The sequence below is a fragment of the Chamaesiphon sp. VAR_48_metabat_135_sub genome (assembly GCF_031418915.1).
GTDB lineage: Bacteria > Cyanobacteriota > Cyanobacteriia > Cyanobacteriales > Chamaesiphonaceae > Chamaesiphon.
The window spans coordinates 1-14,160 of record NZ_JANOJV010000079.1; the positions used below are offsets into that span (position 1 = coordinate 1).

General features: G+C 43.1%; 10 protein-coding genes. 8 read left to right on the forward strand and 2 right to left on the reverse strand.

The genetic code is table 11. From position 1 onward, the window contains the following. Positions 1–294: 294 nt before the first annotated feature. The gene (locus tag RMO55_RS06265) at positions 295–594 is read left to right on the forward strand and encodes a hypothetical protein (RefSeq protein WP_310424940.1); all 300 of its coding nucleotides are present in this window, start codon (positions 295–297) and stop codon (positions 592–594) included. Between the two features lie 204 nt (positions 595–798). On the opposite strand, the gene RMO55_RS06270 is transcribed toward RMO55_RS06265, so the two are convergent. Next, a complete protein-coding gene (locus RMO55_RS06270; protein WP_310424942.1) occupies positions 799–1,857 on the reverse strand; it encodes a Sll0314/Alr1548 family TPR repeat-containing protein in 1,059 nt (352 codons plus the stop codon). Positions 1,858–2,097: 240 nt separating this feature from the next. Between RMO55_RS06270 and RMO55_RS06275 the strand changes: the two genes are divergently transcribed. The 7 genes from RMO55_RS06275 (at position 2,098) to RMO55_RS06305 (ending at position 13,336) form a co-directional block, all read left to right on the forward strand. After that, positions 2,098–2,742: an energy-coupling factor ABC transporter ATP-binding protein gene (locus RMO55_RS06275; protein WP_310424944.1), complete on the forward strand. Its 645-nt coding sequence runs from the start codon at positions 2,098–2,100 to the stop codon at positions 2,740–2,742. A 71-nt stretch (positions 2,743–2,813) separates the two neighbouring features. Continuing rightward, positions 2,814–3,560 (forward strand): 16S rRNA (guanine(527)-N(7))-methyltransferase RsmG, encoded by a 747-nt coding sequence (gene rsmG / locus RMO55_RS06280; RefSeq protein ID WP_310424946.1) that lies wholly within the window; start codon positions 2,814–2,816, stop codon positions 3,558–3,560. 206 nt (positions 3,561–3,766) lie between these two features. Then, a complete protein-coding gene (acs, locus tag RMO55_RS06285) occupies positions 3,767–5,737 on the forward strand; it encodes an acetate--CoA ligase (protein WP_310424949.1) in 1,971 nt (656 codons plus the stop codon). A 185-nt stretch (positions 5,738–5,922) separates the two neighbouring features. After that, complete coding sequence (locus RMO55_RS06290; protein WP_310424951.1) at positions 5,923–7,035, forward strand: VWA domain-containing protein; 1,113 nt, start codon at positions 5,923–5,925, stop codon at positions 7,033–7,035. 135 nt (positions 7,036–7,170) lie between these two features. Beyond that, positions 7,171–10,380 (forward strand): tubulin-like doman-containing protein, encoded by a 3,210-nt coding sequence (locus RMO55_RS06295; protein WP_310424953.1) that lies wholly within the window; start codon positions 7,171–7,173, stop codon positions 10,378–10,380. A gap of 98 nt (positions 10,381–10,478) precedes the next feature. Then, positions 10,479–12,698 (forward strand): hypothetical protein, encoded by a 2,220-nt coding sequence (locus RMO55_RS06300; RefSeq protein WP_310424955.1) that lies wholly within the window; start codon positions 10,479–10,481, stop codon positions 12,696–12,698. Positions 12,699–12,718: 20 nt separating this feature from the next. Then, positions 12,719–13,336 (forward strand): OmpA family protein, encoded by a 618-nt coding sequence (locus RMO55_RS06305; RefSeq protein ID WP_310424957.1) that lies wholly within the window; start codon positions 12,719–12,721, stop codon positions 13,334–13,336. Between the two features lie 457 nt (positions 13,337–13,793). On the opposite strand, the gene RMO55_RS06310 is transcribed toward RMO55_RS06305, so the two are convergent. Further along, the gene (locus tag RMO55_RS06310; protein WP_310424959.1) at positions 13,794–13,916 is read right to left on the reverse strand and encodes a hypothetical protein; all 123 of its coding nucleotides are present in this window, start codon (positions 13,914–13,916) and stop codon (positions 13,794–13,796) included. Positions 13,917–14,160 lie beyond the last annotated feature (244 nt).

Genomic DNA, 14,160 nt, shown 5'->3' on the forward strand with positions numbered 1-14,160 from the left:
CTTGCTTTTTGCTCTCCTCTTTTTACTGCTGCAAGTGCTTTTATCCGCAAATCTTGGCTGTATGGTGCTGGCATCTGTATCTTTTTTGTCTTTATCCCATTCTATCTTATTTGTCTTGACATGACTTCGTACTGCTATATAGACTGTTTTCAATTTGAATCGATATATAATCGAAATAGCCCCCACCAGTGAAGGCGAGGGCTAGATCGATTGCCGAAGGCAGACCAGGGGTCAACGATGGACTGTTATCAGCAGCGCGATCGATATCAAACAAATAACTACTAAGAGGTTAACATGTCTCAAGCCAGAGAACCAGACGACAGGGGACTAGATCGAACCCTAAGATCGTTCGATCGCAGAATTAGCAGACTTGAAGATACTCAAGTCACATGGAGAGAACTTAATGATGCTTTCGTTGACCCTTGGTCTGCCTTCGGCAATCGAGTCTATGAAGGGATCGACGAATTGAAGGCAGGAATGAATCAGCGGTTTGATGCTCAGGATACCAAGATCGACAATCTCGGTACTGAATTGAACGGGAAACTCGATCTCATCTTGCGGCGACTAACAGGGATGGGACAAGGCAACGAATGAATTGTTTGATAGTACAGACAGTGGTGAAACAGTAGTAAAAAGGGATGAAAACGGGCTTCAGACCCCCCAGTAGACCCCCCAGACTTTCACATCAGACTAGAAGCTTTACCCCATAAGCTGTGGATAGGATTTAGTGATACTAAGGGCAACCTCGACGATAGACGGGCTAAAGGGCAATGTAAATGAACTTCTATCACTTAACACTTAATTCAACGCTGGTAACTTAGTCAATCCCACGACAAGATTAGGATTATCTTGCTTGAGTTGTGCTTCAAAGCCCCAGCAAGCATCGTTATTAGTACTAACTAATGCATTCTTGGCTTGACAGCGTTCGGAGAGAATTTGGGCGATAGTAGACAATAATAATCGATCGCGTTTTTGATAGGCAGATTCAAAGAGTTTAATCGACTCATTCAGATCGGCTTCGTTTTTTTGGTCTCGTCCGCGAATGGCGAGTAATTGTGCCTTATAATAAATTAATTCGGGATTTTTAGGTGCGATTTTGAGTGCGGCATCAATAGCAATATTTGCTTTATCGTACTCCTTCAAGTCCCGATGACCGATATACATGCCGCGTAATGCTAAGTATTTAGGTTCGGCATTTTTTAATTGTTCGATCGCCTGATTGGTATCGGAAAATGGGACGTTGACAGCCAGCAATAAATCCATGTAACCCTTAATTAAATTTAATTCAGGATTATTGGGGTCGAGCTTTTTAGCTTTATCCATATACTCAAATACCTTTTGGAGCTTACTCAAAGCACCCAAAGCACCACCATTGGCTTTTTTCATTTCATAAGCACCCAGAATCGCCAAACCTACACCCTGATACAAATTTCCCCGCATCGGATTAGTTACCATCAGTTTTTCGGCGGCTTTGGCAGTTTTCTCTCCATACTCCTTCACTTTCTCAAAATCCCCAGCACTAAAGGGATAGAGCGTGTTCATTGCATATGTTAATGGCTCGTCAGGTTCGGTTTGAATTGCTGCGTCGAGATACTGTTTAGCTTTAACATAGTCACCATCCCGAAACATTGATTCCTTTGCTTTCTCAATATTAGAACCCTGCTTTAGCCTATTCCCCCCTGTGGGAAACACCATATTGCTGCTAGGTTTTACTGTTTTGGGGATTGGTTTTGTACCAGCTACTGCGGGGGTAATAGTTGGGTTAAACTGACTAATTGGTGCCACGATCGTCGATTGAGTCAAAGCAACCCCAGTAGCTAACGCAAGTAGTGTGTTGAGAGAGAACTTAACTTTCATGAATTTAGGATGAGGTGAAGGCAAGAGTTTTTTTAAATGTCGGGCGTAGTAAGAGTTAATTGGATTAACCCACTCTTACCAGTAACTTATAAATCGAAATATACTATACTGCCTGGACGGGACTGCTGATCGGATGTTCCGATTCGATCGATCCTAAATCATTAGTTAGGCTGCTGTGTTTCAGTCTCTTTGCGATAACGCACCCAACAAACTAAAGCCTAAAATCTAAAGCCTATATTGATGCTAAAACTCAAACATCTGTCCTACCATCCACCAGCTAGCGATCGAGCAATTCTCAAGGATCTTAACTTAGAACTAGCACCACAGCAATTGGGACTGATCGTGGGTGCGAGCGGTTCGGGAAAAAGCACCCTGCTGGAAATTTTGGCGGGATTGGCAAGTGGTACGAGTGGGGGTGTATACTGGCGCGATCGGGCATTAGATGCCGAACTACTCCAACAATTAGGCGGACTAGTCTTTCAATTTCCCGAACGACATTTTTGTACCAACTCAATTCTAGAAGAATTGCGGCTCGGACATCCCGAACTCGGAGCCGAACGAGTCGAACAGGCTCTCACCTCTGTTGGTTTAGCAGATCTGCCTTTACAGGTATCGCCACATGCCCTCAGCGGCGGTCAGCAGCGACGATTAGCCCTCGCAGTGCAATTAATCAGACAACCCCATTTACTGCTGTTAGACGAGCCAACAGCGGGCTTAGATTGGTCGATGCGACAACAGTTGGTCAGTTTGCTTGCTAAACTCAAACAGGAATGGACGTTATTAGTCGTTACTCACGATGCTGGGGATTTATTAGCAATTGCCGATAAATGTTGGCAGATCGATCGAGGAGTATTGAGTGAATTGATAGTTGATACTTCTGCTTGAGGAGAGGCTACGTCAACGGCTACGTTCAGTCCAAGTAATTGATAGGTAAGGTAAATTAAATAGATAAGAGCATGAATTCATCATCAATTTCTAGTCCAGACTGTTTGCCAAATATGGATGGAATCTGGCAAGAGACGATCGACTGGTTTCCGACCGAGCAACAGCAATTAAAATTGCAGCTTTTATATGCTGCAGTAGTTACTGCCAACCGCAACTTAAATCTGACGAGAATTACTGAGCCGGAAGAATTTTGGGAGAAGCACTTGTGGGATTCCTTGCGAGGTGTTGGTGCTTTAATTAGTAATCAATCAGTGCACAAGGTGATAGATATCGGTACTGGCGCAGGTTTTCCTGGACTACCTCTGGCGATCGCTAGAACTGATTGGCAAATGACATTAGTTGATTCTACAGCCAAAAAGATCGGATTTATTCAAGAGATTGCACCAGAAATTGGTTTGAAGAATATTCATCCCTTAGTCAGTCGAATTGAAGAATTGGGACAACAATCTCAGCACCGCCATCAATACGATCTCGCCCTGATTCGCGCAGTCGCATCGGCAAATATTTGTGCTGAATATGCACTACCTTTGCTAAAAATAGGTGGTACGGCAATTCTCTATCGGGGAAATTGGACAGAAGAAGAAGGAGATAGTCTAGAATTAGCAGTTGCTAAATTAGGCGGGGGAATTACGAAGGTGGATCGATTTACTACTCCCATCAGTAATAGTATCCGTCACTGTATTTGGCTAGAGAAAACTGCCGATACCCATCCATATTACCCTCGTGCTGTTGGTATTCCCACTCTGAAACCACTATAAAATTGAGATCGATCAAGAATCTGTATTTGCGTAGATATCTAGTGGGGGCAGGTTGGTTGGGAGATGATTTGTCAGCAATAGTCGGGTTGAATCTAGCACACTACACGATCGATCCGCCACATTAGACATTCCTGCTTGTGACTGGCTTTTACTAGGCTAAAATTGTCTGATAATCGATCTGTAACTATTATTTGGCGATCGCTACTATGTCAGAGATATCTATCGAATCTACGCTCCACGAAGAGCGACTATTTAGCCCCTCAGCAGAGTTTTCCCAAGCTGCACAGATTAAGAGCTTGGCGGAATATGAAGCTCTCTATGCCCGCGCCCAAGCCAATCCCGAACAGTTCTGGGCAGAATTAGCCGAGAGCGAATTGCATTGGTTCAAAAAATGGGACAAAGTTTTGGATTGGCAGCCCCCGTTTGCCAAGTGGTTTACAGGCGGTAAGATCAATATCTCCTACAATTGTCTCGATCGACATCTCACCACCTGGCGCAAGAATAAAGCCGCGCTAATTTGGGAAGGCGAACCAGGTGACTCGCGCACCCTGACATATGCTCAATTGCACCGCGAAGTCTGTCAGATGGCGAATGCGCTCAAACAGATGGGTGTAGTTAAAGGGGATTTAGTCGGGATTTACATGCCGATGATTCCTGAAGCCGCGATCGCGATGCTGGCATGTGCGAGAATTGGGGCGGTACATACCGTTGTCTTTGGTGGCTTTAGTGCCGATGCTTTGCGCGATAGATTATCTAATGGTAAGGCTAAAGCCGTAATTACTGCCGATGGTGGTTGGCGTAAAGATGCGATTGTACCGCTGAAAATTCAAGTAGATAAAGCTTTAGAAAATGATGCTTGCCCTACTGTTCAGAGTGTCCTAGTCGTCCAACGCACCAAGCAAGAAATACCAATGGTTGAAGGGCGAGATATTTGGTGGCATGAAATTCAGCCTACCGTCTCCGCCGACTGTCCCGCCGTCGAAATGGATGCCGAGGACATGTTATTTGTCCTCTACACCTCCGGCAGTACGGGCAAACCTAAGGGGGTAGTCCACACCACAGGTGGCTATAATCTCTACAGCCACATCACCACCAAATGGATCTTCGATCTCAACGATACCGATGTCTATTGGTGTACCGCCGATGTTGGTTGGATTACCGGACATAGTTACATCGTCTATGGCCCATTATCCAACGGCGCGACCACAGTTATGTATGAAGGAGTCACCCGCCCCTCGAAACCTGGTTGCACCTGGGACATCATCGAAAAATATGGCGTAACCATCTTTTACACTGCCCCCACCGCCATTCGCGTCTTCATGAAAATGGGTGAAGAACTCCCCAACGCCCGCAACCTTTCCTCCCTCCGCCTGCTGGGAACCGTGGGCGAACCGATCAATCCCGAAGCCTGGATGTGGTACCACCGCGTCATCGGTAAAGAAAAATGTCCGATCGTCGATACCTGGTGGCAAACTGAGACTGGGGGTGTGATGATTACCGCCCTTCCTGGCGCAATTCCCACCAAACCAGGCTCCGCCACCCGCCCCTTCCCTGGCATCATCGCCGAAATTGTCGATCTCGATGGTGACACCCTCCCCGCCAATAGTGGGGGCTATCTGGCTGTAAAATATCCTTGGCCAGGAATGATGCGAACAGTCTATGGTGACGACGAACGCTTCCGTAAAACCTACTGGGAGCACATCGCCCCCAAAAATGGTAAATATATGTATTTTGCGGGGGATGGAGCGCGTCAGGACACAGATGGTTACTTCTGGGTGATGGGACGCATCGACGATGTTCTTAACGTCTCTGGGCACCGTCTCGGCACGATGGAACTCGAATCCGCTCTCGTCTCTCACCCCGCTGTTGCTGAAGCCGCAGTTGTGGGTAAACCGGATGAAATTAAAGGTGAAGAAATCGTCGCTTTTGTGACTTTAAATAGTAATTTTGTCGGCGATCCAAGTTTAGCCAAAGAGTTACAAAAACATGTCGGTATCGAAATTGGTGCGATCGCTCGTCCTGGTGAAATTCGCTTTACTGACGCACTACCCAAGACTCGATCGGGTAAAATTATGCGGCGATTATTGCGCGATTTAGCAGCAGGAAAAGAGGTTTCTGGTGATACTTCGACCCTGGAAGATCGTAGCGTCTTAGATAAATTGCGTGGGAATGATTAGTCGATTCAATTAAAAATACACCCAACATTCAAAGAAGTGTTGGGTTTCACCCCTTTATTAGGGACTTTGGGATTGCATTCCCGATCAATAGAATGGCTCAGGCAAGAGAAAGTATCGATCGGTGTGTAACTTTGTGAAGACAAGGGAACTATAGATATATCCGATCTACTCCCCAACTATTTCCCTTGAACTCAAGTTGCTCCAAAGTCGTACCGAGTCATCAACCGCTGTCTGACTGGCAAAAAACAGGTCTAAAATTGACATCCAGCCAGCAAGGGCAGGACGTAGTGCTAGCCATCGATCTAACCGGAAGTGTCCGCCTCAATGACGAAGGAAGGCTGCGTCTGAAGCAGATTATTCAAGATAGTTTACACCCTGGTGATGCGGTATACGTCGTCCCGTTTGCCTCTACAGTCAATCCACTTCAGCCCCAGGTAGATTGCTTATCCGCAGGGGCGGCGATACCTTTTCATGGTAAGCCAGCCGATATCGAGCGGATTCTCCAGACATTACCGCTCAAATCTAGCAATGCTCAACAGAATACCGACATTCAGCTTGCAGAATCGACAATCTACAAAGGTTTAGCGCAGTTAAATCAATGTCGGTTGACTGCTAATAAAAATATTAAATCCCAGTCGGTGGTGTGGCTAACAGATGCACCACTATTAACCAAACCTGGCATCAAGTCAGATGTCTGGGTAGAAACCCGTCAAGATAGCCCGTTTCGGCAGCAAAATACGAAGGAAAGTAAAGAGCGACAAGAATGGCTGAATGCTTTGCCATTGCAATTGCGATCGCAAAAAATTGGTAACTATAACTTGAGCGTGGTGGATATTGCGCCCACAGTGCAGGAATTTTGCACTCCAGCACCAGGTGGGCAAGAAACCTGCCTGATTAATGGTTATTTACTCCAACAGCTTTGGTTGCCCATTTTACTCAGTTCTTTGGGCATATTAACAACACTCGTGGGTGGCATTTGGTGGTTTAGACATTGGCGCAGTCTCAAGCTTGCTTGGAAACTGACAATTGCTGATGAGAGCGACTCAGAAGCTCAGATTTGCTATCTCCGCAATCAGCAACGGCTCGGAATCGGTAGCGATATCGAATGTCGAGGGCATGATATTCGCGGCTATCTGCGGCGCGAAGGTAATAAGTTGTGGTTAGAGCCGAGTGGTGAATTACCGATTCATTACCAAAACAGCGAAGTCACTCAACGTCAAATCCTCACAGGCAAATGTATTCGGCTTCATTATCCTCACCAGTCTCGCGACTTGGAACTAACGATCGTTATTAACTAAACTATGCGCTGATTTTGGCAACAGAGCTAGTTTTTAAAAATAAAACTCTTGTAACCTGCATTCTGTCGTCAACAATCGGACAGAAATAGTTATTTTGGTGCGTTACCCAATTATCAATTATCAATTAATTTAATTATGTCTCAAACTATTCAACGGACTCTTTGCATCGGCTTAGGTGGTACTGGGCGCGATGTGCTGATGCAGATTCGGCGATTGATAATCGATCGATATGGCAGGCTCGATGCCTTGCCAGTCGTGAGTTTTGTACATATCGACGCGGATAAAGGCGCGAGTGATATTTCGGGTTTGAGTACGGGGAATACCTATCGGGGTGAAAATATCTTATTCACGCCTGCGGAACGGGTAATCGCCACCATGAGCAGTCAAGAAATCGACCAGTTAATCGGTGGATTGGAGCAGCAGGGCGAATTCGACCGTCAGAGTCACTACGATCATATTAGAAGCTGGTTGCCACCTCAACTAATTCGGAATGTGAAAGCGATCGAAGATGGTGCTGGCGGGATTCGCCCTGTAGGTAGGCTATCTTTCTTCCATAATTATCGCAAAATTAAAGCTGCATTTGAGACTGCCGAAAATCGCACCAGAGGGCACGAACAAGCCATGCTAGGGCAAGGATTTAGCGTGGAGTCTGGTTTAAACATTTTCGTTGTTGGCTCGCTCTGTGGCGGCACTGGTAGCGGGATGTTTTTGGATGTGGCGTATGCCCTGCGAAAGGCTTATGGGGATATTGAGAATAAATTAGTCGGTTATTGGGTGATTAGCCCCGAACTTTATGGCGATACTCCCAGCATGAATGCCAATGTCTATGCAGCGTTGAAGGAGTTAAATCATTATGCGGCTAGTAATACTCGGTTTCAAGCTTGTTACGATCCTCAGCAGTTGATTTCGGTAGATGAAGATCGTCCGCCGTTTGACTTCACTTACGTGTTGTCTAATCGCACGGCGACGGATTATCGAATTCTGGATAAAAATAAGCTCTGTAATGTCGTCGCTCACAAAATTTTCCTCGACTTTGGTGATGAATTGACTTCGGTAATTAAGAGCCAGAAGGATAATTTCCGCGATAAACTCACCCGTTTAGATAGTCATCCTCGCCGCAATGTCCAACGATATCTAACGTTTGGATTAGCCAAAATCTATTCACCTCAAGAGCGAATCGTCCAAATGTCCTTGACTAATGTTAGTCGGCGACTGATTAACTTTTGGCTCCGAGGCATCGGGCAAAGTCCAGATCCAGGGCTATTATTAAATCGCTTTTTATCGAAGTGGGGTGACTCTAGTATCGATCGAGAATTTCCCCACCGTCTCCAAGGAATGGTACAAGATAATGGTAAAACATTTGCTCAAGCTCTGAAAACTTGGAATAGCAAAATCGAACAAGAGATTGCGATGGTAAAAACATCAGCAGATCGATCGCAATTACTCCAACAACTCCGCAGTGATACTCGCGCTCAATTTCGGAAAGTACAGCCAGGAGAAACTGATGATGTTCGCGGTGCGTGGTTGACAAGGATTCAAAAAACTCAACCCCAACTGAGCAATCTACTCAGAAATGATATCGGTCACTTTTTTGGCGAACTACTCACACCATCTCCTCCCGAATTTTCGCTCAATAGTGCCCGTGGTTGGCTCGAAGCGATCTTGACACATATTAATGAATATCAGCGCGGGCTAGAAGATTATATCCAAAACAAAGGTGGTTTAGCTAGTCAAGAAGATCTCGATACTCAATGGCGGAATGCCGAGCATCGTCTTCAAGATATTGAGGAGAAAAAAGGTTTTCTCGGCATGTTAGATAATAACAAGCAAAAAAACAAAGATTTTCAAATCGAAGCTACTCAGATCGTCACGACTACTAAAAAGTTAATTCAGGAGAACTTTGATTATCAGCTTTACAAAACAGCCCTAGTTATCGCCAGTGAAGTATCGATCTTCATTCGATCGATCATCCTTGAAGCTGGCTGGATCGACCAATTATTAGTCGCAGTCGAACTAAACTATAAAAAGCGGTGTGAAGACTTAGAACGACTAAATCCAGATGGAATTACTGGCGAAGCTTTGTTCTCGCCTGAAGATGCTAATGGTTGTTATCTTGAATTCTTGCCAGAACAGAATGAGAAATCTATTCTGATTGATATCAGTGGGCAAATCCTCACCGAGAAGTTTACATTTGTCGAACAGTCATTAATGTATTTTTTAGTGCGAGTGACTGACGAGGAAAAGACCTCAACTGGATCTACAATTCACTATTTAGTTGGCTCTCGTGATGTCGATGAAAGATTGGTGGGAACTAATATTACAGCCACAATCGATAAACTATTTGGTACGCAAGCGATTAGCTCCTTACAACCAGTTATGGTGAGATTCCTTCAGAAATACCCGCTAGCTTCTGGTAATGCAGAACGAAGAATGCGCCAAATAATTAGTGAAGCCCAACCATTACTTCCTTTATTAACTAGAGATGGACATTTCTATGAAGATGGTGGTAATAAGTCCGAAATTATTGCCTTCAAACAAACCGACGATCGCGCTAGTCAACAATTGCAAGAATTATTAACTAGAAATGTCGGAATTGCTGAATCTACGCTTAAATCAAGTCAAAATGATAGTGAAATAACGATCGTCAATGAATATGCTGCTTTCCCTCTAAGGTTAATTCAAGGGATCGATCGAATGCGCGAACATTATGATCGAGAATGCTCTCAAAATAGAGCACGAATTCATAACGACTATCAACAAATATTCTCGGAAATTATCCCACCCGACGCGCGACGGATGGAAGAGATGCAAGATGCTTTCTATGCTTGCTTGGCTTTCGGGATATTAGTACCCCAAAATAATTGTTATCTCTACGAAGTTTATGACGAATTCCGCGATCGAAACAACTCGATTCAACTCAGTCTAATTTGGAGCGAAGCCCTAGAGCAGATATCCAAATCTAACGGTGTTACTGAGAGTCTCAGAGATCGACGAAATAGCATCGTTACTGAAATTCAAAACGATCCCAACCAATGGACAGAAATCTATTTACCGCAACTTCGATCGTTCATTCAACAAGTAGATAAACTCTCCAGAAATAGCCCTAACTACCCTGAAATTAACATTGTACTGGGTGAAGAAGCGACGATCGATCGACCAGCCACAAATGGAGTTTTAAAGCGGCTCTGGGGCTATTTAGACAAGTTAGCTCAAGAAGCTAAAGCCAATCCAATTAACTATAGTAAAACCCTCCAGGCTCAACGCCCAGTTACTAACGATCGAAATTCGTTAGCGGAGCCTTCCATTGGAGAAATCGATGCAGATATTATCGATTCTATCGCATAAATTACACCTAAGAGGATGGTAGGGGTAATTCATGAATTACCCCTACCATGACATCAGCCAAATCTCTAGAACCCTTTACTAAGATCGATATTTAACAAATGCCAATTCTTACACTAATACCACTAGAAGCTCAAATCTCGATCTTAATTCTAGTTATCTTACCAGCAATCGCTGTATTTCTGTTACGCCTTAGTCTTTATAAAAAGCTCGAAGAGATAAACAATAAAATTTCTAGATTATTAGTTGGCGGCGAAGAAGAGGGAATTCAACCAGAGATTGTCAAACGACTGAGGAAACGCTATCAAAAGGCAAGCGAGAAGTTAGAACACGTTAATACTCTCGCTCTCATTGATAGTCTCTATAAAGATGAAAGAGTACGCTTTTTAGTTTTTAAAATTCAATTCGATCGAGCAGATGGCATTACGAGAGCCTTACCAAATTTATTAATCGCCTTTGGCTTAATTGGTACCTTCTTAGGCATCACTAGCAACTTAACTAATATCTCCGAGATCGTAACTGGTTTTAGTGGTAATGGTGAAGATATGAAAGGATTAGTTCAAAAATTGCAAAGTCCATTACAAGACATGGGCATTGCTTTTTCATCTAGTTTGTTCGGATTGTTATTTGGATCGATTCTAACTATTGTTAATACTATTTTTAATACCAGTATCGCCAAACATCAATTAATTGCTAGCTTAGAAGACTACCTCGATAATATCTACAAACCAACCGTTGAAGGTAATACCAGACTGGATACAGCGATCGATCGAATGGTGACACAACAGCAAGAATTCCTGACCAGATTTCATGAAAATGTTGGCGCAACACTAGAAAGATCGTTTGGTAAAGCCGCAAATCAAATTACTGAAGAATGTGGCAGAATTAATCAAATCGCCGAAAATGTCTACACTAACTTCTCGAATGCTGCTGGTACCATCTCTACAGGTGCAAGTACCTTTCAATATGCAGCTAAATCCCTAGAATCTCAGACTAAAACTCTCGCCGAATCTCTACATGGATTTAAAAGTGGTGTAGAAACATTTAAAATAGCAGCTAACCAAATCGAGAATAATAATATCATCCAAAATCTCAGTCGAGTATTAGTAGGATTAAATATCAGCCAACAGGCTTTTACTAATTCGACTCAAACTCTAGAGAATTCACTTGAAGGTATTACCAGCAGCAATAAAACAGCCGCAGAATTAGCCGAAAAAGTTTATCAGAGTTTGCATACATCGATCGCTTATATGGATAATGCATCTACAACTATCGAGCGGAGCGCAAATACTTTTTCAAGTGCAGTTACCTCAATGGAAACTCATTCTCAGACTTTTGCATTTTTTGTACCAGGAATTCAAAAAAGTGCAAAAACTTTTGAGGCAGCGGCTAATAAATTGGAGCAAAATAATATCATCCAAAATCTCGATCGAGTATTAGCCGAATTCAACACCACTCAAACAGCCTTTACCCATTCTACCCAAACCCTGCAAGGTTCACTCGAAGGAATTACCACCAGCAACCAAACAGCCGCACAACTGGCTCAATCAGTTTACAAAACATGGCAAGCCTCTACAAATAAGATTGATGCTGCATCTGCAATGATTAATGATGGGGCGAGTATCTTTCAACAAGCCGCTACCTCCTTACAAGGGCAAACACAAACTTTAGTAGAATTAGTGCCACAATTTCACACTGGAGTAAGTGACTTTGTATCGGCTGCCGATCGAGTTAAGACAAACAACATTATCGAAAATCTAGACGCTTTAGTAACAAACCTTGGCACCACTCAAGCAGCATTTACCAACTCAACCCAAACTTTAGCGGTAGGTGTAGAAGGAATGATGAGCAGTCATCAACAAGCAAATCAAATTATCAAGCAAGTCTATCAAGGGCTAACAACAACTACATCCAGTCTTCAAGAAGGATCTCGTAATTTTGTTAGTGCTACTCAAGTTATCCGAGATAGTTTACCCGCGATCGATCGAGCAGTTAATTCTCTTCAACAAGTTGGCTCAGAAGTAATCAGCCTAAGTAAAAATAACGGCCAAGTTTCTGCATCCACACAAAATGCGATCGATGGGTTCAATCGTAATTGTCTCAAAGTATTGAATAACACAGACTTGTCTATTCAAGATATTGGCACAACAAACAAATCTAATTGGCAATCATTGGTCAATATCTTAGAACCAAAAATTCAAACCGATCGAGAGTCCTTACAAAGATTATTAGCAGTAATTGAAAAGTTAGAAAAAATCGTTTCAAATATTGACAATGCAAATGATAAAGATCGAAGATCGAGAATATTCGGACGCTCATAAAGTAATTAAACTAAAATATTATGTCTAGAAGAACCGATCGATCCCATCAGGATGAAGAATTGAATATATTCCAAGCATTTACAGATCTGATGTCAAATGCGTTCATGATTATCAGTTTTTTATTATTAATTAGTTTGTTGCAATCAATATCAGCCGCTAAAAAACTAGAATCATCTTCACCAATTATCATCGATGAAAAGTCTGGCAACTTCAAATTTCCTTCGGGCAGTGCAGAACTAACACCCGATTTGCGAAAATACATCCAAACAACTATTTTACCCGAAATTAAAAAAGCAACAAAGAAAGGTAATACTGATTTTATCCAAGTAATCGGTCATACAGATAGTCAGGGAATTAGTAACTTCAGTAACCTTGACGGTAAACTGACATCAGCCGCGACTGGAAATGAAAAAATTAATGCTTTGAAAGCTGGATCTAATACCGATCTAGGACTAATGAGAGCAATAGCTGTAGTCCAGTTTTTAAATACCAAAAAGTTAGGAAAAGTTAAATTCAGGGCTTATTCTGCTGGTCAATTATACCTGCCATCTGGCGAACTTGCCAAGATCGATCGAGGTGCAGATGATACCAGGCGCAGGATTGAAATTCGATTTATTCCCTATGGTCAGAAGAAATAAGAAGCAACGCTTTCCACTGGGGTTCTTCTCTAGTCTTCTCTGTTACTGGTAGAGACTATTTTGACGATACGGATAAGTAAAGCTTGCTTCCTTAAGCGTACTTGGTATGACTTAAATTCAGGAATTATCGCTGCAAGAATTTCTAGATTTAAGGTATAGATTGTTGCTGTTTCAACACATTGAGCAAACCAGAGATCGATCCAATCATAATCGAGTACGGCAAAAAGTCTGAGGAGGAACTGCTACCCGTCTAGTTAGGGAAGTTGAACTAGTAAATATCAGGTAAGCAGATAAATAAAATTCCCTTTCATTTAATCAAGAGTGAGGGGGTGAGAGGGATTACTTTCTATCAAGAGATTAAGTAGATCGAAAAGGAGGCAATATATCGCTTATGATTCGGTTGCTGTTTAACTTTATTATCCGTCAAAATTGGATTGACAGGCCACTAGTGTCTTGCTTAAAACAGAGGTCTAGCTGTTTTAACTTTCGCGTTCAGTTCGCCCCGTGGTAGCCGTTTATCCTCTGGGATTTCTGGTAATTGAGTCATCAACACTCGATCTGCTAAATCGTCGCGAGTCACCAAGGTATCAATCTCCGTGATGATTTGGGGGCGAGTGAACTCGAATGTGGCTTTATCGTGGTAAAAAACGGGGTAAAAGTGTCATGCCTAAACACCCCTAACCACCCTTTGATTCTCAATAAGACAAACGAAAAAGGATTCAACAAAGTCGGTAGACCTAGCCCAAACCCTTTTCTAGTGCTGTTTTCAACCAAATCGGAACGAGAGGATTTGAACCTCCGACCCCTACTACCCCAAAGTAGGG